Genomic DNA, 26,969 nt, shown 5'->3' on the forward strand with positions numbered 1-26,969 from the left:
CAAGAAAAGAGATGTATATACATCTCTTTTCTTGTTTATACCTATACCCCTTTCTACTCAACTATCCTCTACTTAAAGAAATAATAGAAAAATAAGGTATGCTATTGTCTGTATTGTCTTAAATAAACTTCTCTGGAAAATCAATTCCTCTTTCCATTAAATAAGCTATCAACCCTTTGTGTTTTGCATCAATATCAAAATGACAATCGCACGCAATTGGACAAATAGTAGCAGGAGAAATTTCCAATATTTTAGCAATTTCATTCAACACTTCGCTTTTTAGCTTTGTTTTCCCACTCTCAATATCAGAATAAGCTTTTTGAGAAAGTCCTAACTTACTCGCTACAAATTCTTGAGAATACCCCAATAATTTTCTTCTACTTTTAATTTTATCAATTTCCATAAACTTAACATTAGCACATTGTTCTGTTTAATATTTAAACACGAACAGCCGTATTTTTAAAACAAAAATAACAATTATAAATTCATAAAGTAAAAGATATGAAAAATATCATTACTTTTGTACTAACAAATTTTCATAAACAACAAAGCCGGTCAAGCTCAAAAAGTGATTATCTTTTAGTCAGAAATAATTTAATCATATAGCTTAGCCAAGAAAACTGCTTTCCCCAAGCAGTTTTCTTTTTTTATATACTTACCTATTCTGTTCACTTTCAAAAAAAAACTGTTCATATCTGAACATGCTTGTCTTAAAATAATAAAACAAAACACTACAAATCAACTGGTTACAAATTTATTTTTCATTGGCATATTTATAGACTTTTAGTCATCAAAAAAAAATATACTATGAAACATTTTATACTAACTACTTCACTATTTTTAATTACACTTATCGCTAATGCTCAAAACAGTATTAAAGGAACTGTTATTAATACAGCAAAAACACCCGTAGATTTTGCTGAAATATATTTATTGGATAGGAATGGAAAGTTAATTCAACAGACATTTTCCAATGAAAAGGGGGAATTCAATTTAGATAACGTAGAAAATAATGCTTACTTATTTCAAATCCATAGCTTCGGTATTCAATATCTCGAAAAAACAATTGAAGTAACTACTCCGGTAGATTTAGGTGAAATAATAATTGATACTAATAATAACTTAGACGAAATTATTGTTAAAACACAAGCGAAAGTTTTTGAACGAAAAGTAGATCGAACGGTTTTCAACATTGAAAATTCTGTTCACGCTACTAATAACAATGTAACTGACCTACTTAAATTAACTCCTGGAGTAAAAGTAGACGACCAATCAATTGATTTAATTGGAAAAGGCGCTGTTAGAGTAATGATTGATGATAAAATTGTTCATCTGTCAGGGGAACAATTACTAAACTATTTAAAAACAATTCCTTCTGATAATATTAAAAAGATTGAGGTAATTACTGCACCTCCTGCTAAATATGAAGCAGAGGGACAAAGTGGACTTATCAATATTGTTCTAAAAGAACCTAAACAAGATGCGTGGAGCAATCAAATATCTACTGGCTTAATGGCCTCGCAGAAAGCTATATGGAGAATTGGTGATGTATTCAATTACAATAAAAATAAAGTATCTATTAATGCAGGTATTAATGGAACAATAGGTTATGCTGCTGGAAAAGATAAGTCTATTCTCTCTTATCCTACTCAAACTTGGTATTCAACTAATAATAGTAATTCAAATAATGGTAGTATTTCTGGCAACTTTTTAATTGATTATAAAGCTTCTGACAAAACTTCTTTTGGAGTACAATACAGAGGTGGTAAAAACACACCAAGTGAAGATGATTACACAACTACACTTGTTAATAACCCTGTTGATAACTTAATAAAAACAATAACAACAGACGGGAAAACTAAAAATATTACTAACAATCATTCTGTTAATGCACACCTTACTCAAAAGTTTGATACACTGGGAACTAAATTAAATTTAGACTTTGATTACTTTTCTTTTAATAATGATAAAAGTAGACTTTTCAACACAAATGAATATAGTGTTGATAACTTTGTTAACAAAGCAATTATTGCTGAGAGTACTGGAGAACAAAATATTGATAATTACAGTGTTAAAGTTGACGTTGAACAACCGTTTAAAGACTTCAAACTTTCTTATGGAGCAAAGGCAAGTTTCACAACTACTAAAAACAAAACAAACTTCTTTGATCTAACTTCTGGTAGTCCTGTTCAAGATGATAAACAGAAAGATAATTTTGAATACAAAGAGAATACACAAGCTCTTTATGTTAGTGGAAACAAATCTTTTGGAGAAAAATGGCAAGCACAAGCTGGTTTAAGATTAGAAAGCACACAAACAGAAGGTTTTTCTAAGATTTACAACACAACGGATAAGAATGATTACACTAAACTATTTCCGAGTTTATATGTGTCATACGAGATGAATGACGATAATATATTCTCTGTGAATTACAGCCGTCGCATTATGCGTCCAAGTTTTTGGCAGTTAAATCCTTTTCGTTGGTATGTTAACGAATATAGTTTTGTAGAAGGTAATCCTAAATTACAACCTATTTTCTCTAATAGTGTAGAGCTTACACATACGTTTAAAGGGAAGTTGATAACTTCTCTGCGTTATGCTAAATCAAAAGACTCTTTTTCTCAATACCCGCTTGCAGATCCAGAGACAAATACACAGATGTATTTAAACGATAATATTTTCGATATGTATTCTTTTAACGGATCTATCACTTATGCATTTAATACATTGCCTTGGTTACAATCACAAAACTCATTCAGTGCATTTCACAATAAAACAAAACTTATCAAAGATCTGGATTTTGAAACTTTGAATGGTTGGGGAACTCATTTTTCAACTAACAATACGATTACTCTAAATACAGAAAAAACATTACAAGCTCAAGTTGATTACTGGATACAACCTAAATTTAATGTTTTGATGTATAATCTTAGTACTATGTCCTCATTAAATCTTGGTTTAAAATACGCTATGGTAAATAAAAAGCTAAATATGTCGTTATATGTAAATGACATATTGCGAAGAAGTGCACAAGTTGCTGTAACAGAAACTAACGGAGTGCGACAAACATATAAAGCAAATACACTAACTCGCTATGTTAATGTTGGACTTTCTTACTCTTTTGGAAACTCGAAAATTAGAGTAACGGAACATCAGGGGGGAAATAAAGACGAAATCAACCGAAAATAACCTACTAACTAATTATGAAACATTTATTGACAACTACTATTCTTTTTTCTTTGTTTTGCACAACTACTTGGGCACAGCATTGGGTTAAAGGTAAAGTAACCAATGAGAACAACACACCTATTGACTTTGCTGAAATTTTATTAACACAACCGAAAGACGTCTTGATTAAACAAGTATTTTCTGATGAGAATGGAACTTTTGTAATAGAAGATATACCTTCTGGTGATTATGACTTTAAAATTGTGTACTTCGGCAAAAACCTCAACAACCAAAAATTATCATTGACAGAGAGTATTGATTTAGGAGTAATTCAAATTAAAGATAATAACCAATTAGACGAAATTGTTGTACAAGCAGAAAAAAAGCTAATCGAACGTAAAGTGGATCGCCTTGTATTCAATACAGCTAATAGTATTTCATCTCAAGGTATGAATGCGATTGAAGCATTGACCAATACTCCTCTTGTAAAAGTAGTAGATGATAAAGTGAGCATTGTTGGTAAAAGTGGTGTTACTATTATGGTAGATGATAGACCTCTTTATTTATCAGGTGATGCATTAACTAACTATTTAAAAACATTGCGCTCTGATGATATCGAGCGTATTGAAGTGATAACTTCTCCCCCTGCCAGGTATGAAGCTTCTGGTAATAGTGGAATGATAAATATTGTGTTGAAAAAAAATAAGACAATGGGATTATATGGTACTGCAAGTGGTTCGTATTCCTATAATAACAATCCAAGCTATAACGCAAATGGGAGTGTAAACTTTCAAAATAAAAAGTGGAGTATAATGTTGAAAGCTAATGGTAATGACGGCCACTACCAATCTGAAAACAATTACACTTATACTGAAGCGACAAAAGGAATGGCTTCTAACTCAGATTGGAATTCGAAATACAAATCTGTTGGCGGAAACTTAACTACAAATTACCAAATTACAGACAATGCATTAGTTGGTATAACGTACGACATCACACGTATGACAAACGACTCTAAACGCCATAACAAGACTATTTATAGCACATATCCTCAAGCTGTCATTGATTCAACAATAACATCTTTAAGCAATGGTGATTCGAAAAACTATTATCATACATTAAATACCTTCTTTGACCACAAGTTAGATACCTTAGGTAGTAAGTTGTCTTTAGGAATAAATTATTTTGCTAATATTCCAGACAACACAAACACAATTGTGGACTATAACGCTATAAGTGCTATTAGCAATCAAATGTATTACACGAATAAACTTGATTATAATGTGTGGAGCGCAACTGCTGATTTGTCTTACAAACTAAAATGGGCTGATGTTGAAATAGGTGGTAAATATACCAATTACGACAACAAAGCAACTGTAAACTATTACAACTGGAAGAACGATGATTATGTTTTAGACAACAAAAAGAGTAATCGCTTTAACTATGCAGAAGATAATTATGCTGCTTATTTCAGCTTAAGCAAAAAATTAAGTGACAAATGGCAAGTAAAAGGAGGGCTGCGCTATGAACAAACAGAAGTAAAAGGTCATTTGTTAGATACAGATGAAAAGTTTACCAAGTCTTATGGTAAATGGTTCCCTACTGCTTATATATCATTTGACCCTAATGACAATCACTCGTTTAGCTTTAATTACGCAAAACGCATCAATAGACCTTATTCTAACATTCTAAATCCGTTTAGATATTATGAGAACAAATATTCATACAACAGTGGTAACCCTGAATTAAGTCCTGCTATTACAAACAATTTTGAATTAAATTATGTATTCAATAGCACACTGTCATTCACACTAAACTATAACAAATTGACGGATTCATTTGATCAATTAGCAACATTTGAAAATGGAATAATGGCGTCAACATATTACAATATGCTTAACCAAGAAAGTTATGGTATTGATGTGTCTTATAGTAATAAGATATTGCCTTGGTGGGAAACTAATACAGGTGCAAACTATTACTATGCTATTGCGTACTATAGAGCACAAGAAGCATCACAAGTACCTCAGAATGGACCAACTTTTAGCTATTACTCACAGAATACATTTAATGTGAATAACGCTAAAACAGTAAAACTGTTCTTAAACTGGTATCACCAACTGCCTAATAAAGAAGACAACACAAAATATAATAGTTACAAAACATTATCAACAGGAGCTAAGTTTGCTCTATTAGATAAGAAGCTTAATATAAACGTAACCCTTTCTGATATATTCAACACAGGAAAATCAAGTGGAACAATGTATTATGAAAACAATACACAGACATTTGCTAACAAATGGAATTCAAGAAGACTAAACCTTAGTGCTTCGTATTCTTTTGGAAATAGCAGCAATAAAAAACAAATAAAAGAAGCCAACTTCGAAGATAAAAATAGAAGTAATTAGTTAGTCTTGATTACAGAAAAAACGCCCATTAAAGCACTTGCTTAATGGGCGTTTAAATTTATATACAAACTTTTATAAGCTTTTTTATGTACTTGTATAAGCTAATTATATTCTATTTACTCATCTACTTTTTATTTTTGTTTTTACACCCAAACATTCTCTTCTCGTATTCCGTTATCTGCTAACTGGTTTGACAAAGCATCAACTCGACAACTAAGTAACTCACTTCTTCCTTCAGGTGTTCGCGTGTAAACAATGCGCGTTGGACCTACATATTTTGCCCATCTTCCGGCGAAGTAATCTACCATCTTTCTATTCATTCCTAAACATTCTGGTACTGCGTGAAAATCAGAGTAACTATCTGCATGGGCTAAAAAAGAACGCCTTTCAATTACATAACGTGGATTATCTATTGGAGCTAATATCTCATTTAAACAGCTAACGAATAAATTACCTTCCAAAACAGTTGTTCCTTTTACAACACAATATATGCTGCCAAATACATCAATTCTACTGATAATCTCTATTTCTTCTTTAGGTGTTGCTATCAATTCAAACTTACACAGTGTATCCAATAAAGCTGTTGCGATATCAAGTACATCTAAGCTAATATCTCTATACTTTCTGGCAATCTTATAATTTCTATAAGCTTTCTTGCCAAACTTTAAAAACACTCCCATAAAGAATGTGTTGAATAGCCAAAACAAGAATCCTTCTTTATTCATATCACCCCAAATAACCACATTTAACATTAAAAAATAAAACTGGTTAATCAAGAAAGTACCAATTAATACACCTAAAGAGAATAGTGCATTCGCAATTGTTTTACGAGTATAAAAAGCTTTCACACTCTCTAAAGTACGATTGTCTTGAGTTGGGATAAAAGGAATTTTAATCGTATGTACTAAATCCGTTCCCTTTGCTATTCCTTCATTCCATCGGCTGTATAGCGCTTCCCTATTCTTTGCTTGTTCAAAGGTTCTTTTATTTTGTTCCGCTATCTCTTCATATGTTTGTAATGAATAAGGTAATAACAATCGCTGTGTACCATTGCTAATAACAACTTGTTCTTCTTCCTCGTGATTTGATATTCCAACAAAGCCACGAAAACGGCGTGACAATACATTTCTATCATTCCCTCCGTGTTCTACATCTGGGTCTAAACAGACTAAATGCCAAATATTTGCTGTCTTTGTTGGATTATTACGCTCCGTACGAATAGCACGTCCCCTCATTTGATTAGAGGAAACATATGAGCCTACGGCACTGGCAAGGATAAGCGCATTAATAGCAGGAGCATCCCATCCTTCTCCTAAAAGAGCTTTGGTTCCAACTAATACTTTTATTTCCCCTTCTTCAAAAAGCCGAGTAATAAGATGAATCACGTCATTTTTGAAATGTTCTCTAATACTTATTTCAATATAAGAACTATCATAAGCTACAGGAAGAATGGCTACTTCCCTTATATTTCTCTCTTGCATTAACGTCACAAGTCGCTCTTTCGCTGAAACAGGGATAATCACTAATGCTCCTGTTAATACTCCTAATTTAGTAGTATAAGACGTGTTCCTTCTCAAATGTTCAAAAATCGATACAACGCCAACTTTACTCAAGGTACTATCATTTATTTCTTTCTGAACGTGGTATTCCTTGCGTATATAATCCGCTAAGATGACTAAACGCAATTGGTCTTGCAAACATTGCTCTTCAAAATTAACTATATCTAAAATACTACTTAGCTTATTGACACTTGCATTAAGTAGTCCATTCTCTTTTTTGCTATTCCCAAAACGTATTTGACGGTGCTCCATCGCTCCATAACGACGAAGTCTGTTAATTATCTTCTCAACTCTTTCTTCATACCCTTCAATGTCTTCAAAAAAGATCTTTCCCCTAAAACAATAAAAGTTTAAAGCCTTTTCCATCCATTCATATGTCAGAATTGGAACTGTCGCTTCTTCATCTCCTAAAACCTCTAAATGTACAGATGGCAACGTTCCCCTAAAGTCGTTTATCAATACCAAACACGCCATATAATTAGCAAGGTTTTCATATATCCAATCAAGGTACTCCATTGGATTTTGATAAACGGGGGTTTGTTCTAAATCAGCTATTAGCTCTCCATTCTGACGCAACTTAGTATAAATCTCGTGGACATTATTCCGTATTTCAAGTATAGCCTCTCTTTCGTGTAGCTCAGGCATACTAAAATAAATATAGTCTTGATGAGGGCACAAATCTCCTTCTCCAATTAATTCAGGAACAAAAATCTCCTCATCAATTGGTCCGTTTAATGAGATGTAACGATTCCACTCAAAACCAGTAACATCATAAGGAGGAGTAGCCGTAAGTCCAACAACGGTTGGCGATAACTTCTGTTCTAAAAAATCTAATGACTTCCACCATTCCTTTTTTAAATGATGTGCTTCATCTACAATGATAGTTGAAATACCTACTTCTTGTAGCAATTGAATAATATTATCTCCATTCCTGTTACCATAAGAAACGGTTCTCTCTACCTCTTCTTCTTCTAATACTTCCTCCTCTTCTTTTAGATTATTAAAAGCAGCGTGAAGTCCTTGATAAGTTGATACCGTTAGAAATTGTGATTTGTATAAATCTCGAGATATCCAATTAGGAACCTCATCTACTTGTAAAAATAATTCACAAAAGCGTTCTACCCATTGATTGCGAACAGCCAATGTAGGAGCTAAAATTAAGGTTGGTTTATTTAATCGCAACATTACTTCAAGACCAAGTACTGTTTTCCCAGAACCAGGAGGTGCGACGATATGAAGTTTGTCATCACTTAAATGCTGGTCTAACTGGTCTAATACCTTTTGTTGGTAACTACGCCAGGTATATTTAAAACAAATATGGGAGGGGAATTCTTTCACTGTTATGAATTAAAAGGAAAAGATACAAAAAAAATCAACTATACTAAATTACATAATGCGAGTTTTAAAAGTACTAATCTTCTTTATGTTATAAGCTACATTACAAAACGACATTAACTTTGTCATATTAACAAGGTCTTAGTTCTTACATCAAACACAACAATTATTCTAAATAGATAAACTAACTGTCTTAGAAGTAATTTATTTTTAGAATATAATCATAAAAAAAGCAAGCAGAAACTTTTGTGTTTCTGCTTGCCGAATTCAAGAATTACAATAATATTTTTATAGCTCAGCTACTCTACCTTCTATTGCTCCTTTGGTAGATAACTGTTTTAAGTTATCTAAGGTAATATAAGATATTTGTGACAATGCTTCATCTGTAAAGAAAGCTTGATGAGCTGTTACAATTACATTCGGGAATGATGTTAACAACTGCAATCTCTCATCTTCTAAGATAGTTTCGGACAAGTCGCGGAAAAATACTTTCTCTTCTTGTTCATATACATCAATAGCTAATGCACCTATTTTCTTTGCACGCAAAGCTTGAATAGCTGCGTGTGATTCAATAAGCTTTCCTCTACTTGTATTTATCAAGAACACACCGTCTTTCATCTTAGCAATAGTGGTTTCATTAATCAAGTGCAATGTATCAGGCGTCAAAGGACAGTGTAAAGAAATAATATCAGACTTAGCATAAATATCCTCTAAACTTACATATTTGATACCTTCGTTTTTCAATTCTTCGTTTTCATAAATATCATAAGCTAATACTTCTGTACCTAAAGCTTTCATCATTCTGCAAAATACTGCTCCAATATTACCAGTACCAATAATACCTACGGTCTTTTTGTAAATATTTGTTCCTAATAACCCATTCAATGAATAGTTTTGCTCGCGTACACGGTTATATGCTTTATGAATTTTTCTATTTAATGTAAACAATAAAGCTAATGTATGCTCAGCTACTGCTTCAGGAGAATATGCTGGTACTCTACAAACTTTAATATTGTGCTTATGTGCCTCTTCAAGGTCAACATTATTAAAACCAGCACAACGCAAAGCAATGTACTTCACATTCTTCTTTGCTAATTTTTTAATAACCTCAGCATCTACTTTATCATTAACGAATACACATACAGTATCCGTTCCTTCTGTAATAAGATTTACTGTTTGTTCTTCTAATCCTGTATCAAAATATTCTAACTCAAAACCGAAACTTTTGTTCTCTTTATTGAAGAAAGTAATATCATAAGGCTGCGCTGAAAAGAAAGCAATTTTCATAATTTTATTTTTTTTGTTATAACACAATTAACATACCATAAGAACCTATATTCTTACCAAGAATTAAAGTTACTCATTAAATTTAACAATCCTCCTCTTTCTTGCCAAATAATCTCATTTTGCCTCTTTTATAAAATATATTTTCTTCTTCTTACAGTAAATTATATCTCTTTGAACAAGGAAATAATTAATTAAAAAAACTTTATGCCTAAACCAAAATGTCATTTTATACTTTTATACTAATTCTTATCAGATAAGCCCGCTTCTTATAATAATATTTTCAGCTTATTTCTTATTACTTACAATATTTTTTCATTATTTTGTGTACTTTCTTAGAAACTTATAAAACAGCTTTTTCCAAACACAAAATGATCGCAAAAATTCAACTTAAATTAAATAATGATGTTCTTCTTACAGTTATAAAAATGGTTCAACAAACTGATGATTACGCTGTAAAAAACATAACAGATGCTTTGCTTATAAGCACTAAAGAAGATCTAATTACTAAGTTGGAAGAGAAAGCAAAAAACATTCAAAAACAGGTTTCTATTCTTGACCATAATAAAAAGCATTCTTTAGTTCTAAAGTACCACGAAGCTTATTCTTTATATAAATTATTGGATGCTGTTTTTAATAAACAATTATTTAATGATAGCCCACATATCAAAAGGATAAAAAGACTTATCAATGAGTTGCATACCAAGGTGGATATTTTTGCTAAAGAAGAAGATTTTGCAGTAGTTGATGTTGAGCATAATGATGAGGTTACTACTCCCGTTATTGCTACTAATCTTGTTGAAACTGAACTTTTCGTAAATGAAACTACTGACCAGCAGGTGGAAATAACATTAGAGCCAGCTGCTTTTGAATCGTTAAACTTTAATAATGGAGTAACGGATGAAACTCATTTGAATTTATTCACTGAAGCTACTCAAGAAAACATCTTTTCTGTAAACAACAAAAGTTGTTCTCAAGCAGATATTGATATGGAAGAAGAAAAAGAAACTATTGCTTGGGAGGAAACGCTTGAACTTGATAATCTACCTGTTCAGGAAGAAATAGACAGAGATTTGTTTTCTATTGAATTCACAAATGAAAATACAATCCCTAAAATGGACTGGGAGATTATTAAAGCAGAAGATTCTATTCCTTCTGATTGTCCTCCAAGTGCGGCGGCATTAGAACAACAATCATTAAACGATTCTAAGTTTAGCGAATTTTTTAATATTGCTAAAAAAGGTATCAATGCTGAGGAAAATGATTTAGCTCAAAAAGAGACTAAACCTTCTTTTCAGAATAAAACAACGTTGTTTGAAATACCTGCAATGGAGCTACCTTTAGTAGATAACAAACCTCAACAGGATATAACAACAAGAGAGCAGCCGTCAGTAGTAGAAGACGACGCAACTATAGAAAGTGAAGCTACCTTGTTTGAAATACCTGCAACGGAGCTATCTTTAGTAGATAACAAACCTCAACAGGATATAACAACAAGAGAGCAACCGTCAGTAATAGAAGACGACGCAACTATAGAAAGTGAAGCTACCTTGTTTGAAATACCTGCAACGGAGCTACCTTTAGTAGATAACAAACCTCAACAGGATATAAATTCAGAAGTAGAAAAGCAAAACACTACTAATACGAAAGATGTTATGCAAATTGAAATCTTTGACGTAGAGACAATTGTTACAGAACCAATTGAAAACAAACCTAAGAAAGAAAGAAAAAGAGAGAAGAAAATCTCTTCTTTTGACCAAGAAGGACAAATCAGTTTATTTTAAATAATAAAGGGCTATTTCATGTAGAAATAGCCCTTTATAACTATATATTTTTACCTATTTTTCTAAATGAGGTATAGCAAAAAGATGCCTTGCTTCTTTTGTAAAATTATTATTACCATTTCTATTATCAAAGCGAGTAACTAAATCAAAAGCGCAGTCTTTAAAATAATCACACAATACTTCTAAATTATACTCTCCACTTTCTTGATAATAAGGTAACGACACTGGAAAATTAAACTTCTTTGTTCCTCCCTCTTTTAACAGACACATAGCGTGTTTAGTAAATATTAATGAATAATGACTATCTGCTTCATTCTCCCAGATACAAAACTTTTCAAAGACATCCCAACAATCTTCTTCTCCAAACTGCCACGACAAGTACATATAGAAAATACGTGATCTAAAATGTGTTATTGGGTCATTCTCATCATAGATTGGCATCTTACGCTTAGCAAGCTCAAAATATTCACGCGCCTCATTCACATTTCCACGAATAAAATATTCATAAGCAAATACTATATAAGTTTCAAAAGCCGTCTCTATAAACTCAAAGCGATTTGCAAACAAATCTCGTGCTACTATTTTAGCCTCGTCAAACTTCCCTTGAGCTAAAAGATTATAAGTTTTCACAGCATGTTCAAAAGGAGGGTTATCACTTAGTTCATCTACCAATTCCTCTCCCATTAATTTCACTATTTCCATAGCTTTATCATACTCACGCAAATGCTGGTGCCAAATAGCTAAAATGTGGTAATATCCACGAATACTATATCCATTTTTCAGCAAACGTTTATGAAAATCTGTTGATATCTGTTCTAACTGTTCCTTCGTAATAGCTGGATTACCAGAAGAAATTGCATACATCCATTTATACTCATATAAAAAGTCTTTCTCTTCAAAATACCCTTCATTGCTATCACTTGTATTTAATATCCAAGTAAAAGCAGGATAACTTAAAACTGTACGTGGCGTATGATTCTCTGTGTTGATTAACAATAACCTTAGATCAAATCCCCAATCAATATCATTGTGTTTATCTGCAATAGCAATAGCCTCTTTAATCAATACTAATTGATCGGCTATAACCTTTGTTTCATTAATCTTTAAAACTATTTTCTGTATATCCAGTGTATAACTCATGTATTTTCTATTATCACTTTTAACATATTCTTGTTCAAAGTTACTATATTAATCCGCGTTAATCCTATAAAAAAAGGCAAGTAGAAAAAACCACTCACCTTTGCAATATTGTATTAAGCTAACATTTCGTCAACTTCTGTTTTAAAATTGTCATTACCATTGCGCTGATCAAAACGATTAGCATAGTCATAAGCTATATCTTTAAAATAAACATATAACTCACCTAAATCATACTCACCGCTTTCTTGGTAATATGGAAGTAGTGACGACAACTCCAGTCTTTGTTTACCACCTTTTTTCATAAGTGGTGCCATATATTTAGCAAAATTAAAAATATGTAGATCCTCTGCTCCTAATTGCCAATCTGCAATCTTTTCAAAAAATGTCCAAGTATCAGGGTGATTTTTTTTGTGCATATAAGCAACTAATAATCCCATTGAATACCCAACAGAACTATCATATTGATCGTGTGCGTGATACTCCTCCATTGCTTTGTCAAAATAGATACTCGCTCTATCATCTCCTGCTTGTTCTAACCAATAAGCAAAACAGCAAAATGTTTGAAAAGGCATTGAATAACACGTCAGTTTTTTATTAATCAAATCTTGCGCTTTGATTAGAGACTCTTCAATAAATCCTTGATACAATAGCGTTTCTACCTTTGTATCTAATTCACAAGCCGGACAATTAGTCATATCATCTATGATTTCAGCATCAGCTAAATCAATGTACTCTTGTGCCTTTTTATAATCTCTAAGGTGTAATGACAAACCAGTCATAACATTATAATAAGCGCGAAGACTAAAACCATTCTTAACTAAACGGCGTTTTAAATCTTCTCCTATCTCTAAAACCTGCTCCATTGGAATAGCTGAACTGCGATAAGCAGAACAAAACATCCATTTATATTCCCATAAAAAATCAGCCTCATCGAAGTAGTCGTCATTTTCATCACTTGCATTTAAAATCCAAGCAAAAGCAGGAAAACTCTCCTCACATTTAGAAGTATTGCGCTCTTGTCTAATTAAGTCCAAACGCAAGTCAAACCCCCAATCTATATCATTATGTTTATCCGCAATTGCAATTGCCTCTTTTAAAGCCTTTACTCTATCTGAAAAATTCTGCAAATCATCCAGCTTTAATAAAATCTTTTGAATCTCTAAATTATAACTCATCCTTTTATTTTTTTGGTTGGTTTTCTTCTTGTAATTGCTTCAGCTCAGTACAGCAATGATTATTGCCATTTCTTTGATCGAATTTAGTAGAAAACGACTCTGCTATAGAATAATAATAAGCCGCTAACACTGCTAAATCATAAATTCCTTCTTGTTTATAATAAGGCTGTTTAGGTGATATTTTTAATTCTCTTACACCTCCTTTTAAAAACACCGCAGCAATATGTTGACTAAAAGCCATTTGTAAAAAATCCTCTGCCCCCACTTGCCAATCTACTACTAATTCAAACATACTATAAAGAAGTTCGTCTTCTAACAAGTGTAATGTGTAAATAAACCTTGTCATACTAAACAACATCGAACTATTTACCCCCTCTACCTTATAAAATGCTTCCTTTGCTTTCTCTAAATAAATAGAAGCACGACTATCACCTTTTCTTGCCATAAAATAGGCCATTGCACAATAGCTTTCAAAAGGTAATGAAAATGCAGAAAGCTTCTTTAGTTCCATTTGATTAGCTAAATATATAGCCTCATCAAAGTCTCCTATAATAGATGCTCTTTCTACAGAATAATCATACTCTACCACCTCATCTTCGTCATCTTCTTTAGGTTCAAGTTTTGCTAAATCTATATACTCACATCCTTTTGCAACATCTCCTCTATTCTGAGCAAATTCAGCCAAACAAAAGTATAGCCCTCGCTTACTCATTCCGTTTTTCTCTAAACGCCTTTCTAAGTCAAGCGCTACAGTATGGGTGTGTTCTAAAGGAATATTTGTATTACAATTCACTGCTCCAAGCATCCACTCATATAAACCTAAAAACTCAGCATCTGAAAACTCCTCAGGATATTCATCACACACATTCAAGATCCAAGCAAAAGCAGCCGGACTATGAATACACATAGACGTTGCACTTTCTTTTCTTATTAAATAACTGCGCAAATCAACTCCCCAATCCAGATCATTGTGTTTATCTGCAATTTGAATTGCTTGCTGTAACAAAGCAATACAACGATCGTAATCGCTGTAATGCTCTTCTATTTCTAAAGCTAACTTTTGTATTTGTAATCGATACATTAAAACTTAGGTAAAAAATTAGACATACCTAAGATCATAAACTGATACAAAGCATCATTAAACGTATCCATCTCTTTTTTATTGATTGTATATCCACCCAACATTAATGCTTGAACGTACAACACATTGATTAATGCTTCAAACAACTCTTGATCGTCAATATGCATAACTTTCGTTACCAAATCACTTTGTTGATTAAAACACAACGTCGGCATTACTTCCTCTTTTTTCTTAAAATGATGTAAAGTCGACGCAAAAGGATTTGACGTTTGAGAAAGACTCTGAATATTCTTAGAAGCTATTGCATCTTCATTAGCTATATAGATAGCTGTTGTATCTTTTGGTTCAAAGCGCTTAACTTCAGCTCTACAAAAATGCTTCTTCAAGATTTTATTAGCCGCTAATACAAACTTTTCAATCAACTCTTCAGATTCAACTGCATCTTCAAACTCCTCCAGAATATCATTTGGATTAATTTTCTCTATGCTTAACTCAGGATGACTGCGCTTAATTTTTTCAATTAAATCTGTTTCATAACTATAAGCAGCATTAATCACTAATTTCTTTTGAGAACCAGCAATACGTCTTATCTGTCTAAAATCATCTAAAGAAGGCGTAAAGTATATTTTATCTACAGACTCTTTGATATCCCCAAAAGCAAGCATCCCTTGATTGGTTTCAAAAGGTAAATAATCCTCAAATAAGTTCATTATCTCAGAATCAGATGCCGCCAATGCCTTAATAAACATATGGTGAATATTGATTATCTTTTCTAAGGTATCAATGTCTGTTAGAGATAATGACTTCAAATAGTCTTTAAAACAAACACTCAACTCTTTCTTCGTTTCTTGAAGAACCGTATTATTCATTAACGACTCTCTTGACGCTGTTGGTTGTAAAGCATTGGCATTAATTACACAACGTACAAAAGAAGTCCACTCTGGCAATAAATTACTTGCTTGATCACACAAATACATTCTTTTCAAGAATATTTTATGCTCTTTTGTAGCAGTTGTGTTTACTTTATTAGGAATAATAAAAGCAACTCCTTGTAGTTCTCCAGCATCAGACTGTAATCGGAAAACATCTAAAAACTTTGTTTTAAATACTTCCTTTCCGTAAACTAAAAGTTCTTCTTTTGTACTTTCTGGATCTAACCAAACAGGATTACCATTTAATATTTGATCTACTTCACCGTTCTCAATTAAATTTACTTCAATTGGTAAAGCACTTCCGTAAAACAATATATTTTGTTTAACCTCATCTTTTTTAAACAAGGACATCCAAGCCTTCTTTGCATCCAAGATTACTTTTGTTCCAACCTCTGGAAGTAAGTCAATCATTTCAACATTATAAGTACCATCTGCTCTTCCTGTCCAACGAACAGACTCCTCTCTATAAAGAGAACGAGATTCAACAACAATAGCTTCACTTACTACTAAACAAGATAACAGACCAATACCAAACTTTCCTATTAAGTCTTTATCTGCTAATTCACCTCTTTTAGAACTCTGTCCAATCACAGATAAAAATTGGTGAACATCCTCTTGTGTTAGTCCAACACCATTGTCTTGGAATATTAATCGATCACCTTCAAAAGTAACATTAATAGCCCCTTTAAACTGTTCATCTATACCTTTGCGTACAGTAACAGCATCCATTCCATTTTGCAATAATTCCCTGATAAAAACTGTTGGCGAGCTATAAATATGCTCTGACAACAGTTCTATCATTCCTTTCATATTTACTTGAAACTGATATTGTTTCTTATCTTCCATTATCTTCTTCTTTTACGAGGTCCTCCTACAATTTTTTGAGCATCTTCATTTCCATTTTCAGCTGCTTGCTGATACCATTGCATTGCTTGCTCATCACTTTGAGGAACACCCTCTCCTTTTAAATAACAATTTGCTAATTCATACTGTGCACTGTCAATACCTGCTTCTGCAGCTTGAATTAAATAACTTACCCCATATTCAGGATCTTTATCTGTCCCTTCTCCTTTGATAAGCATTGTTCCAACATAACTTACTGCATCCATATAACTATTGTCAGCAACTGTTTTTAAATAGTAAAATGCCTCTACTAAATCCTTATCTACACCATTACCATAGTAGTAACATAATCCTAATCTAAACATTGCTGCATCATAATGACGCTCAGCCGCTGCTTTATAAGCTTGGAAAGCTTTTTTATCATCTTTTTCAACTCCAAAACCAAACTGATAACAAATACCTATTCCCTCTGAAATATAATCTCTCTCCTCAGCCATTTTGTAATATTCAAAAGACTTTTCATATTCTTGATCCGGTCCATAACCATATAAATAATAGTCTCCTAAAGCTAACATTCCTAAAGGCGAACCATTTTCTACCGCTTTTTCAAACCACTTCTTTCCTTCTTCACTATTTCTATCTTCTAAATAACCATATGAATAGTAAACACCAACTTTATATTGTGCATAACTAAAACCTGCTTCAGCTCCTTCTAACATATATTCAAATGCTTTAGCGTAATTTGGCTCACCTCCATTTACACCTTCTTCATAGAACAAAGCGATATCAACATTAGCATCTACAAAACCAAGATCTAATGCTTTCTCAAATAATTCAAAAGCCATTTCTTCATTTTTCTCACCTCCTATTCCATAACGATAGAAACGTGCTAAATGATAAACTCCCTCTGCAATATCATTATCTGCAGCAATCTGGAAATACTTACGAGCTTCCTCTAAGTTTGGTTCTCCTGCAGCACCATCTTCACTCATAAAACCTAAACGCAAGGCTGCAAAGAAATACTCATTGTTTAAAGCATCAATATACAAAGCTTGTGCCTCCTCTGCATTAGCATCCACACCTTCCCCTCTCTCCAACATCATCGCCAACTCAACTTTACAGTAGTTAGATCCGTGCTGTTCTATTCCTTGTTGATAATAAGCAATTGCTTTTTCTGTATTAGGTTCTCCTGCATATCCATAACGATTATACTTACCTGCATATTCCAAGCCCATTCCGTTATTTCTTTCAGCAGATAATTCAAAATACTCAAGTGCCTTCTCATAATTTGGTTCATCTTCAAACTCTGCATTTTGATAAGCAATACCTAAGCGATAAGGCGCATAATCACTACCTAATTTAGTAGCCTCTTCTAACAAAGCTTTCGCTTCCACTACATTGCTTTCAATCTCATCTGAATCTAACAAAACATAAGCCTTTTCAGACATTGCTCTTTCAAAACCGTTCTCAATTGCTCTATCTAAATATCCCAGTCCTTTTTCAATATCTTTATATTCCTCATTGTATAGACGAATGGTTGCTAATTCTAACAAAGCTTCATTTGAATCATAAGCAACTGTTTTCTCTAATAGAGCAACTGCAGTTTTAAAGTCTCTTTCTCCTCCATTAAGAGGGTACAAATAACTATACGCAAGTACAAAACCACTATATACAATTCCGTAATCGAAAGCATAATCAAGTAAATCACGTCCTCTTTCAACAGTATATCCCAAACTTTCAAATCGTCCATTACAGCACATCATTCCTAATAAATAAGCGGAGTAAGCACTTTTATTGGCAATCCCTTCTTCTAATACCTCTGCAGCTTTAGCATCTTGCTCTTCTCTTAAGTAATAATCAGCTAAAACATATAATCCTTTCTTTTGATTGTGTAATAAGTCTGAATATTTTTCAATAACCTGCCATCCTTCCTCTGGAGAATTACAGCTACGAAACTCTATATTCAATAAAAACAACTCCCCTGCAGCAATCTTTGTATTTGCTACAACGTGCTGTAACAATTGCAAACCTTCATCTTGATTCTGTTCATATCCTAAGTTGCCATAATATTTACTATACCCTACATGACAAGTACATAAGTCATCTCCTAATTCATATCCTTTTTGTAAATATCCTTTTGCAATCTCGTCATCTTTATAGCTAAAACGCGCATTTAAAAACAACTCATATTGAAACCCATAAGCTCTTGTAAAACCTTGGTTTATAAATAAATTATTTAACTCTCTAACATCTGTAAACCAAGTAGCATAGTCCTCTGCATTTAAAGACATACTACTATGAACACAATTAGAATCTTCATTTAATTGAATATATAATTCTTCTATTACTTCATTACTTTTTGCTTCTTTAACCGCTAACAGACATATTCCATAAGCTTTATACCATTGATTAGGATCATTATAATCATTTACTTCTATAAATGATTTTGCTTGCTCTGTAAGTGATACACTATCAACCGCAAAGTCATTTACGTAGCTTTTATATTCATTAAAAGAATTTCTCATAATTGTCTGTTTTATTGTTTTTTGTAAACTAAATATCATTCTCAACTAACACAAATGTAAGAAAATGACATTCAATAAAAGTCATCATTATGACTAAGCATAATTTCTATAATTGTGGATTACTAAAATATTTACAATATTTCAATATGACACTACAAAATCAATAAAAAACAGAAGTGATGAATAAATTACACCAAGAAAAGAATAACCAAGAAGATCTAAACCGATAAAAATTAACGATTATTTGTTTGCTTGCAAATAGTTATGATTCACACGAGACGACGCTATTAACGACGCTATCAATCCTAAGAAAATGATTGACACAAACACTAAAACTAAGTTCATTAAATTGAACTCAACAGGATAAGCCATTCCCTCTCTAATTGAGATAAACTGAAAATGTGCTTGAAGTAAAACAAAAACAACTCCTAAAAAAACACCTATAAAACTTCCTAAACCACAAATAATCATTCCCTGAAATAAGAATATTTTTCTTAAATCAGTTAGTGGTGTCCCAAGTTCGTTTAAGGTTTTAATATTAGATTGTTTCTCTAAAATAATCATAATCATTGCTCCCACTAAAGTAAAAAGAGCCATTATAACTACTAACACAAAAATAAGATAAACAACAAGGTTCTCTGTATTCAACATACGATACAAACCATCATTTTGTTGTGCTCTATTCTTGATAATAAAATTTTCTCCCAATACTTCTTGTACCTTACTTATCGCTTTACTTTCAGATACATTATCCGCTATAGCAAGCTCAAGATTAGTAACCTCATTGGCAGGAATAAACAATAAGTCTCTCGCAACATCAATGTCTACGAATACATACTTATCATCTATGTCATCGTTTTGTAAAATATAAACACCGGTAGGGTTTAAAGTCTTTTTAATAAACGCATCTTCTGGATTATTAATCACCCCTTTACCTGGTTTCATTGCTAAAGCTTCAAAAGCATTTTCAGTGTCAAAAAGCCCCATTGAAAGCACAGCACTAATGCCGATACCTACAACAGTTTCATCTGAATCTGCTTCAAGCCAATTACCATATTCTACTTTACTCTCGAAATCGCTAACATTTGAATAGTCAGAATCTACGCCTTTTATTGTAGAAACTGTTTGTTTTTCTTTAAAAGAAAATAAAAGGCGGTCTTCTACTACTTTAGCAACTCCTTTAAAATAACCTGAATCTTCTAAGTCTAAAATCTGTTTGTCTTCCACTACAAAGCTTTTGCCTTTTTCGCTATACACTTTTAAGTCTGGATCAAGATCATTGACAAACGAAAGACTAAAACTCCTTAACCCACTAAACACAGACAAAACAATAAACATAGCCATAGCACTGACAACAATTCCAATGGAAGCTATTGCAGTAATAACGTTTATCGCTTTGCTCTTGCTTTTACTAAAAGCATATCGTTTAGCTATGTAAAGAGAAAACTTCAAATTATTTTTTCTTTCTTTTTACTAATAAATCACGGTCAGTGATTGGATTTTCTTCACCTTTTAAAGCCTTATCGATTTGGTCAATATACTCTAAACTATCGTCGATATAGAAAACTAAATCTGGAACTTTTCTCAATTGGTGTTTTACTCTTTGTGCTAACTCGTGTTTAATTAACGGAGCATTTGATTGAATTGCTTTCAATAATTCAGGACCTTTCTCTGAAGGAAAGATGCTTAAGTATACTCTTGAAATTGATAAGTCAGTTGTAATACTAACTTTAGAAACCGAAATTATCAAGTTTGATAATCCGTTCTTACGTACCTCTCCTTGCAAGATATCAACGATATCCTTTTGCAACAAGGTCCCCATCTTCTTTTGTCTATTTGTTTCCATAGTGCAAAAATACAATTTTTTGCATATCAAAGTTTTTTATCTTTGTTTATCAACCCAAAAAAACTGAAATGAAAAAAATTGAACATATTGGTATTGCTGTAAAAGACTTACAAGCTTCTAATGCATTGTTTGAAAAACTATTTGGAGCTCCAGCTTACAAAGAAGAGAGTGTAGAAAGTGAAGGTGTAAAAACTTCTTTTTTTATGAATGGTCCAAACAAAATAGAGCTATTAGAAGCTATAAATCCAGATAGTCCAATTGCTAAATTTCTTGAGAAAAAAGGAGAAGGAATTCATCACATCGCTTTTGATGTTGAAGATATTGAGGCAGAAATGAAAAGACTTTCCGATGAAGGCTTTATCGTTTTAAACGAAAAACCTAAAAAAGGTGCTGATAATAAATTAGTTGCATTCTTACACCCTAAAACCACAAACGGAGTATTGATTGAACTATGTCAAGAAATCAAATAAATGCTAAAAATTTCTTGCATAAACCAATAAAACGGAGTAATATTGCACTCGTCAAATTATGTTTGACACTGGTCCTATAACTCAGCTGGTTAGAGTAGCTGACTCATAATCAGCAAGTCCCTGGTTCGAGCCCAGGTGGGACCACGATTACAATTTACAGGTCAATTCAATAGACCGGTCCTATAACTCAGCTGGTTAGAGTAGCTGACTCATAATCAGCAAGTCCCTGGTTCGAGCCCAGGTGGGACCACAAAAGAACCCCTCATTACCTTGGTAGTGAGGGGTTTATTTTTTTTAGGGGTTATATAGGGGCAACGATATACTTTTACTATCCTATTTTATCTTCTAAATATTAGGTTCTGGCGCATTTGCACCTAACGTTTTCTTTAAATCATTTAAGATTTCTTGTAATTTATAGGCATCTGAATTACTAACAAACTTACCTTTTTGGTAATAAAACAACTCTGGAAATCCTTCTCCTATTTCAAACTCTTTGCGTTTGCCTTTATACATTTGCTTAATCTCTTGAATGATATTTTGTTCTTTATTAAACTGAATCCAATGCTCATCAAGAATTCCAAATCTCTTAAAACTACTTCCCTTGCGGTAATTCTCCATACGAATTGCAGGGTCAGCATATAAAGCAATAAACTGAAAATCTTTATTTTCAGGATTTGACGCTATCTTATTTGCCTCTTCAAAAAACGTGACACAAGGTCCGCAATTAACAGAAGTAATCAAGTAAATTGTATTCTTCTTAGTGAAATCAGCTATATTTACATCCTTCCCATCAATCGTGGTATAAGTCACTAACTCTGGCCCCATCACTGTTTCTATTCCTAAAGAATCAACTGATATTACATTACCATAAAATCCAATCATATCTGAGCTAATTCTATAGTCAATACTATCATGTTTATCACCAGTCCCTTTTTTTAATAACTCAAAGTTTCGTCTTTCTAAATTACCATTTTTATCAAAGGCCATACTTTCTACAAACTCTTTATATTCACTCTCACTTAAATTCTCCTTTAACATAGGAATACGCTTTTCTAAATAAGCTTCTTTTGTTTTCAAAGAGTTATTGCAACCTGTTAGCATAACTAAAACTGCAATAGTTCCTGCTATATAATTAATTCTTTTCATATAAGTACGGTAATCATTTCAATTATTCTATTTAAGAAAGATATAAATAATATTCTTTTTAAGTAAGGTATAATTAAAAAGGAAAGTTAAACATTAATTTGATTCAACGATATAGATATCATTTTATCTTCAGCCTTAAGCTCAAATAGCATTCAGAAGTAGAATTAATTTACAAATCAAAAGTAAAAGCTTCACAGAGACCTCAGATTAGATCTTCTTACAGTGTCTATCAAATAGCATTAAAAGCTTGGAATAGTAATAAGATTGAATTATTAAAACAGTTTAAAGCACTTATGCTTTCAAACAACATAAAGTACTTGGAGTATTAGAAGTTTCCACAGGAGGAATAACAGGTACAATAGTAGATTTAAGAATTATTTTCTCCGCTCTTTTAAAAGCGCATGCTACAGCATTCTTGATTGTACATAATCATCCGTCAAGAAAATTAGCTCCAAGTGATGCTGATAGACAAATCACAAGAAAGATTAAAGAAGCAAGTAAGATACTTGATATTAATCTTTTAGATCATTTAATTATAACAGCAGAGAGTTACTACTCTTTTGCAGATGAAGGCATCTTATAAGGTGCCTTTGTTATTTTAAAGAAGTAAAACTGTAAAGATGCTTTTACAGTTTTACTTCTTTAAAAATTATTTACTTTATATACCAATGTATATCTAAGTTTAAACCAATCATGAAATTAGTTACATTAAGTAAATTACTCAGTTTTATATACTCTTATTTTGCACCTTCGTATCTAACTAAAAGTATAACTCAATTAATTTTTCTTAGAAGCTGTATATCCCCTTTATCAAATAAAAAAAGTCTGATTTTAAGCAGTTTAAATTTTTAAACTATGTTCCTATCAAATAACCATCAAATAAGATTTATACAGAACACAGAAATCAATCAAATAACTATCAAATAAAAAAAGCTTGATTTTAAGCAGTTTAAATTTTTAAACTATGTTTCTATCAAATAACCATCAAATAAGATTTATGCCCAATATGGAATATATTTTGCGTATTTACGAGATTTGCTTTCTGGATCTTCTAACTTTATAACTCCCTCTTCTAAAGCATCTTTAATAATTCGAGATGCGGTAGCCGCATTTTGGTCCTCTATCTTAAAACGATCACGTAAAGATTGATTTGTCATTTTATCATTAGACACATATTTTAAACAAGCATGCTGATAACATGCACGAATTTTTTCTTTTTTATCTAATTCGTTTAAGCTTTTATAAGCATAAATCGTTACTCTTGTTTTGTTTTCAACAACAATAACATTAATTGGTGGTAACTGATATAGCTCATTGTAGAAAAAAACTTTATCCATACCTGAACCTTTTTCTTCACAAAAGCCCATTCTTCTCATTAAATCAGCTAATTTATCATTACGAGAATTATAAGCATCAATAAAACGATCTGGGTTAACAATAGGTTCTCCTGGATTAGTAAATTCTATACGATCTGTAAAAATTTCAATCATTGGAAAACCTTTACTATTTAAATCCTGATGAATTAATAAATTTCCAACTAATTCACGTATAGCTATCTCAGGATACATTCTTGATTCAGTTCTAAGTACTTTACCTATCTCTTCATTAGCTGGTAATTGACCATTTATCCAATTGACCATTCCTGCAAACCCTAACGCATATCCCTTAGCTCCAATCTGTTCACGAATTGTTTCAACTTTATTCGTTCCTTTATAAACAATTACTCTCACAGATTTACGCTCTACCGTTTCGAAATCTTTCAATTCCTTCGCAAATAAAAGAGCTCCAAGATTGGTGATTGCATATTTTGAATGAATTTTTACAACAATATTATCCTCTATCAACTTCTCAATTACTCCTTTTTGATCAGATGGATATGGTATCTTCATTAAATCAAAATATGTTTCTGTACTTAAATATCTTACCACATCAGGAATACTTAACCCTTCTTTAGCAATTTCTAATTCGTAAGGTTTTCCAGTATTACGCCAGATTTTCGCTTGCTTTTCAGGGAATTCATTCAATAATTTAGTATAACTACCTATTCGAATATAAGACTTGTGAATAAATTCAATTGGTTGAGTCTTTGCGGCAGGAATTATAAAAATAGAAATATGTTTATCATTATAATCAAACTCATAAATTTGAAAATCGATACGTGGTTTTAATCTTGTAACTAACCACATTTCTAATTCTTCGCCACCCTTTTTATGCGACTTCGCTTTGAAAGAAGTACCAACAACATTATGAGTTCCGTCCTCTATACCAAAAACTAAATAACCAAATTCTTTATTTAAAATACATGCACTATTTGATAATGCAGAAATACGCTCACCTATTTCTTCTGGTGAGTGAAAGTTTTGTTTAAACTCCACCCATTCCGATTCATGAGGCTGTTGAATCAAATCTTCTACAAGCTTTTTTAAATCAGTTTCATTCATATCAAATAATAACTATTATTTTTAAATTAAATAATCTTAAGGAATATTTTTTTGTTTTTAGCTGTCAAATCTATTATTTCATAAGTTTTTATAACTAAGTCCTAAGCAAAAATGTTTACATAATTATGAAAAGTCTATTAAACCGCAAAATCCGGTATGCATCAAGACATATCGGATTTTGAAATTCTTTTCTCCTATAATGGTAGAATGAACATATGCAAATATAAACGTTTTTTATGCAAAAACAGGAATTCAATCTAATAAAAATGAATGCACCTAAAACTATGATTATCAATTTTATGATAAGGGAAAAAACGTAAATTCATAAACCTCTTCAGCACAATAGAACAGATTTGTTAATTCATAAAAAAAACTCGTTTTAATCATTTTAAACAAGGCTATATATCTACGTTTTTACGTCAAAAAGAAGTTGTGCAACAGTTACTGATGTTATGCGCTCGTGCTATCTCCAATTTTGAGAGATATAACATTCCCTAAATTTCACCGTAAATTGTTGTAATCCAGAAACGTTGAAACATATCTTAGAACCATCTTCGTCATTAAACTCATAGTCCATATTCTCATAGATTACGACTCTTGCATGTCCCAGAGAATTTCTAATTTTTCTTATTAAGAACTCAAGAGTCATATTCGCTTCATTCACTACAGTCTCAACACCAAAAACCACTTTGTCCTTTCTCGACAGAGTTGAAGGAAATGATTTGAATTTATAATCTCCCCAGTCTTTTTTATTTATTTCGTCAAGTTTAATTGTCGGTATCTCTTCTTTGAAAACTTCTTTAGGATAAATAATAAGTCCATAAAGATGGGTAAGAATCAACCCCTTGGTTGATAATTGAATAATTTTCAGCTTTGTCCCAACGAATTGATTTTTGCCAATCTTCAACAAAGTTAATAAGTGTTTTTTGAGGGTTATTTCTCAATTGAATCACTAAATTTCCAAGCAAATCCATATTAATACTGGTTTGAATGGCGATAATTTTTTCGTCTATTTTATCCATAACTGTTTTTTTAGCATGACGCATAACGTCTGGAAGATTTGCGAAGTGATTTGCATTTTGCAAATCGCTTGTTGTTGGACAGTCCCGAAGGGCTGTTCAGACGCAAATCTCCCAGACGTTGTAGGGATCTCAACTTGTCTTTTTTATCCACGTTATAAGAAACTAATGATGAAATAACTGATACTCCAGCACCTGCTAATAAAGCTTGCGGTAATGATAAACCCAATAATGTCATTGGAATTGCTGTTGCACTTGTCGAGAAGAAAGAAACTTTCATAAAATTGTCAGCTGTCCATTTAACTCCAGCACCGTCCAATGATTTCTTAAAGTTGTTATAAGCTGGTAAAAATTCATCATTATAAACATCTTCGATTTGTTGTTTAAATGCTTCAATGGAAGTATTTTTAGGTATGTCCTTCGTGAGTTTTGAAATGTTTGTTCTGAACAGACCTAATTCGTCACGGTGGCGTTTCTTAAAATTCACAACGTCTTCTAAGGATAATGTCTTTGAAATTTTTATCCCCTGAATAATTAAGTTAATCAACAATCCTTGGGCAAGTTGAAGATGTCTTTGATTTCTATGATGATTGTAGAAGTCGTAATCCCCTCCCTTGATAGCGATTTGATTGTCAAGTCTAACTAAATCTGAAAGGTTTGAGGTTAAAGAGTTGTCTGTTAAAAGGGCAATTGACTTTTGTTCACAAATTTTATTTGCAAGAAGTGTCATATAGAAAATGGCAAAATTACTGTCTACACGAAACCAGCCTTCTTCGGTCATACTTCGGCGAAGTTGATGTTGAATTTCATAAG

Annotated in this window: 19 protein-coding genes, 2 tRNA genes and 1 pseudogene; 7 read left to right on the forward strand and 15 right to left on the reverse strand. The window is 32.2% G+C overall.

The annotated features are described in order from the left end of the window. Positions 1 to 118: 118 nt before the first annotated feature. Complete coding sequence (locus BLT46_RS02495) at positions 119 to 403, reverse strand: helix-turn-helix domain-containing protein (RefSeq protein WP_090405687.1); 285 nt, start codon at positions 401 to 403, stop codon at positions 119 to 121. A 404-nt stretch (positions 404 to 807) separates the two neighbouring features. On the opposite strand from BLT46_RS02495, the gene BLT46_RS02500 reads away from it, so the two are divergent. After that, positions 808 to 3,189, forward strand: a complete 2,382-nt coding sequence (locus BLT46_RS02500; protein WP_090405690.1) for a TonB-dependent receptor domain-containing protein — start codon at positions 808 to 810, stop codon at positions 3,187 to 3,189. 14 nt (positions 3,190 to 3,203) lie between these two features. Beyond that, a complete protein-coding gene (locus BLT46_RS02505; protein WP_090405693.1) occupies positions 3,204 to 5,576 on the forward strand; it encodes a TonB-dependent receptor in 2,373 nt (790 codons plus the stop codon). 143 nt (positions 5,577 to 5,719) lie between these two features. Here BLT46_RS02505 and BLT46_RS02510 read toward each other — a convergent pair whose 3' ends face one another. Beyond that, positions 5,720 to 8,473 carry a DEAD/DEAH box helicase family protein gene (locus BLT46_RS02510; protein ID WP_090405696.1) on the reverse strand — a complete coding sequence of 918 codons (2,754 nt, stop codon included), beginning with the start codon at positions 8,471 to 8,473 and terminating at the stop codon, positions 5,720 to 5,722. Positions 8,474 to 8,758: 285 nt separating this feature from the next. Further along, entirely contained in the window at positions 8,759 to 9,757 is a 999-nt protein-coding gene (locus tag BLT46_RS02515; protein WP_090405699.1) for a 2-hydroxyacid dehydrogenase, read from the reverse strand. A gap of 368 nt (positions 9,758 to 10,125) precedes the next feature. Between BLT46_RS02515 and BLT46_RS02520 the strand changes: the two genes are divergently transcribed. Next, positions 10,126 to 11,538 carry a hypothetical protein gene (locus tag BLT46_RS02520; protein ID WP_090405703.1) on the forward strand — a complete coding sequence of 471 codons (1,413 nt, stop codon included), beginning with the start codon at positions 10,126 to 10,128 and terminating at the stop codon, positions 11,536 to 11,538. A 54-nt stretch (positions 11,539 to 11,592) separates the two neighbouring features. On the opposite strand, the gene BLT46_RS02525 is transcribed toward BLT46_RS02520, so the two are convergent. From BLT46_RS02525 to rbfA, 7 genes are all read right to left on the reverse strand, one after another. Continuing rightward, the gene (locus BLT46_RS02525; RefSeq protein ID WP_090405706.1) at positions 11,593 to 12,678 is read right to left on the reverse strand and encodes a hypothetical protein; all 1,086 of its coding nucleotides are present in this window, start codon (positions 12,676 to 12,678) and stop codon (positions 11,593 to 11,595) included. Between the two features lie 113 nt (positions 12,679 to 12,791). After that, a complete protein-coding gene (locus BLT46_RS02530; RefSeq protein WP_090405709.1) occupies positions 12,792 to 13,853 on the reverse strand; it encodes a hypothetical protein in 1,062 nt (353 codons plus the stop codon). Between the two features lie 4 nt (positions 13,854 to 13,857). Next, entirely contained in the window at positions 13,858 to 14,934 is a 1,077-nt protein-coding gene (locus tag BLT46_RS02535) for a hypothetical protein (protein WP_090405712.1), read from the reverse strand. Next, positions 14,934 to 16,712, reverse strand: coding sequence for an HSP90 family protein (locus BLT46_RS02540; RefSeq protein ID WP_090405715.1), 1,779 nt, complete (start codon positions 16,710 to 16,712; stop codon positions 14,934 to 14,936). Before BLT46_RS02540 ends, BLT46_RS02535 begins: the two co-directional genes overlap by 1 nt. Then, entirely contained in the window at positions 16,712 to 19,234 is a 2,523-nt protein-coding gene (locus BLT46_RS02545) for a tetratricopeptide repeat protein (RefSeq protein WP_090405924.1), read from the reverse strand. The genes BLT46_RS02540 and BLT46_RS02545 overlap by 1 nt, the downstream gene beginning before the upstream one ends. Positions 19,235 to 19,474: 240 nt before the next feature. Beyond that, positions 19,475 to 20,686: an ABC transporter permease gene (locus BLT46_RS02550; protein ID WP_090405718.1), complete on the reverse strand. Its 1,212-nt coding sequence runs from the start codon at positions 20,684 to 20,686 to the stop codon at positions 19,475 to 19,477. Between the two features lies 1 nt (position 20,687). Next, positions 20,688 to 21,080, reverse strand: a complete 393-nt coding sequence (rbfA, locus tag BLT46_RS02555) for a 30S ribosome-binding factor RbfA (RefSeq protein ID WP_090405721.1) — start codon at positions 21,078 to 21,080, stop codon at positions 20,688 to 20,690. Positions 21,081 to 21,148: 68 nt separating this feature from the next. Here rbfA and mce point away from each other — a divergent pair, with 68 nt between their 5' ends. The 3 genes from mce to BLT46_RS02570 all read left to right on the forward strand — a co-directional run bounded on the left by mce (position 21,149) and on the right by BLT46_RS02570 (position 21,800). Then, the gene (mce, locus tag BLT46_RS02560; RefSeq protein ID WP_090405724.1) at positions 21,149 to 21,550 is read left to right on the forward strand and encodes a methylmalonyl-CoA epimerase; all 402 of its coding nucleotides are present in this window, start codon (positions 21,149 to 21,151) and stop codon (positions 21,548 to 21,550) included. Positions 21,551 to 21,620: 70 nt separating this feature from the next. Beyond that, a tRNA-Ile gene (locus tag BLT46_RS02565) sits at positions 21,621 to 21,694 on the forward strand. A gap of 32 nt (positions 21,695 to 21,726) precedes the next feature. Continuing rightward, positions 21,727 to 21,800, forward strand: a tRNA-Ile gene (locus BLT46_RS02570). A 95-nt stretch (positions 21,801 to 21,895) separates the two neighbouring features. Here BLT46_RS02570 and BLT46_RS02575 read toward each other — a convergent pair. Then, entirely contained in the window at positions 21,896 to 22,696 is an 801-nt protein-coding gene (locus BLT46_RS02575; protein WP_090405727.1) for a hypothetical protein, read from the reverse strand. Between the two features lie 167 nt (positions 22,697 to 22,863). Between BLT46_RS02575 and BLT46_RS02580 the strand changes: the two are divergent. Then, a pseudogene (locus tag BLT46_RS02580) lies at positions 22,864 to 23,279 on the forward strand (JAB domain-containing protein). Positions 23,280 to 23,691: 412 nt separating this feature from the next. On the opposite strand, the gene BLT46_RS02585 reads toward BLT46_RS02580, so the two are convergent. The 4 genes from BLT46_RS02585 to BLT46_RS02600 all read right to left on the reverse strand — a co-directional run bounded on the left by BLT46_RS02585 (position 23,692) and on the right by BLT46_RS02600 (position 26,937). Next, complete coding sequence (locus tag BLT46_RS02585; protein ID WP_090405730.1) at positions 23,692 to 25,137, reverse strand: RNA-binding domain-containing protein; 1,446 nt, start codon at positions 25,135 to 25,137, stop codon at positions 23,692 to 23,694. A 463-nt stretch (positions 25,138 to 25,600) separates the two neighbouring features. Next, entirely contained in the window at positions 25,601 to 25,978 is a 378-nt protein-coding gene (locus BLT46_RS02590) for a HEPN family nuclease (RefSeq protein WP_090405733.1), read from the reverse strand. Further along, positions 25,938 to 26,159 (reverse strand): hypothetical protein, encoded by a 222-nt coding sequence (locus BLT46_RS02595; RefSeq protein WP_143021849.1) that lies wholly within the window; start codon positions 26,157 to 26,159, stop codon positions 25,938 to 25,940. The genes BLT46_RS02590 and BLT46_RS02595 overlap by 41 nt, the downstream gene beginning before the upstream one ends. Before the next feature lie 10 nt (positions 26,160 to 26,169). Continuing rightward, positions 26,170 to 26,937 (reverse strand): hypothetical protein, encoded by a 768-nt coding sequence (locus BLT46_RS02600; RefSeq protein ID WP_090405740.1) that lies wholly within the window; start codon positions 26,935 to 26,937, stop codon positions 26,170 to 26,172. Positions 26,938 to 26,969: the final 32 nt, after the last annotated feature.

The organism is Myroides phaeus, assembly GCF_900099675.1.
GTDB lineage: Bacteria > Bacteroidota > Bacteroidia > Flavobacteriales > Flavobacteriaceae > Flavobacterium > Flavobacterium phaeum.

Excerpts from the sequence above, each read along its gene's own strand:
- BLT46_RS02515 (WP_090405699.1), bottom strand. The coding sequence starts at position 9,757 with ATGAAAATTGCTTTCTTTTCAGCGCAGCCTTATGATATTACTTTCTTC.
- BLT46_RS02525 (WP_090405706.1), bottom strand. The coding sequence starts at position 12,678 with ATGAGTTATACACTGGATATACAGAAAATAGTTTTAAAGATTAATGAA.
- BLT46_RS02505 (WP_090405693.1), top strand. The coding sequence starts at position 3,204 with ATGAAACATTTATTGACAACTACTATTCTTTTTTCTTTGTTTTGCACA.
- BLT46_RS02545 (WP_090405924.1), bottom strand. The coding sequence starts at position 19,234 with ATGAGAAATTCTTTTAATGAATATAAAAGCTACGTAAATGACTTTGCG.
- BLT46_RS02535 (WP_090405712.1), bottom strand. The coding sequence starts at position 14,934 with ATGTATCGATTACAAATACAAAAGTTAGCTTTAGAAATAGAAGAGCAT.
- mce (WP_090405724.1), top strand. The coding sequence starts at position 21,149 with ATGAAAAAAATTGAACATATTGGTATTGCTGTAAAAGACTTACAAGCT.
- BLT46_RS02575 (WP_090405727.1), bottom strand. The coding sequence starts at position 22,696 with ATGAAAAGAATTAATTATATAGCAGGAACTATTGCAGTTTTAGTTATG.
- BLT46_RS02495 (WP_090405687.1), bottom strand. The coding sequence starts at position 403 with ATGGAAATTGATAAAATTAAAAGTAGAAGAAAATTATTGGGGTATTCT.
- BLT46_RS02530 (WP_090405709.1), bottom strand. The coding sequence starts at position 13,853 with ATGAGTTATAATTTAGAGATTCAAAAGATTTTATTAAAGCTGGATGAT.
- BLT46_RS02600 (WP_090405740.1), bottom strand. The coding sequence starts at position 26,937 with ATGACCGAAGAAGGCTGGTTTCGTGTAGACAGTAATTTTGCCATTTTC.
- BLT46_RS02540 (WP_090405715.1), bottom strand. The coding sequence starts at position 16,712 with ATGGAAGATAAGAAACAATATCAGTTTCAAGTAAATATGAAAGGAATG.
- rbfA (WP_090405721.1), bottom strand. The coding sequence starts at position 21,080 with ATGGAAACAAATAGACAAAAGAAGATGGGGACCTTGTTGCAAAAGGAT.
- BLT46_RS02500 (WP_090405690.1), top strand. The coding sequence starts at position 808 with ATGAAACATTTTATACTAACTACTTCACTATTTTTAATTACACTTATC.
- BLT46_RS02520 (WP_090405703.1), top strand. The coding sequence starts at position 10,126 with ATGATCGCAAAAATTCAACTTAAATTAAATAATGATGTTCTTCTTACA.
- BLT46_RS02585 (WP_090405730.1), bottom strand. The coding sequence starts at position 25,137 with ATGAATGAAACTGATTTAAAAAAGCTTGTAGAAGATTTGATTCAACAG.
- BLT46_RS02595 (WP_143021849.1), bottom strand. The coding sequence starts at position 26,159 with ATGGATAAAATAGACGAAAAAATTATCGCCATTCAAACCAGTATTAAT.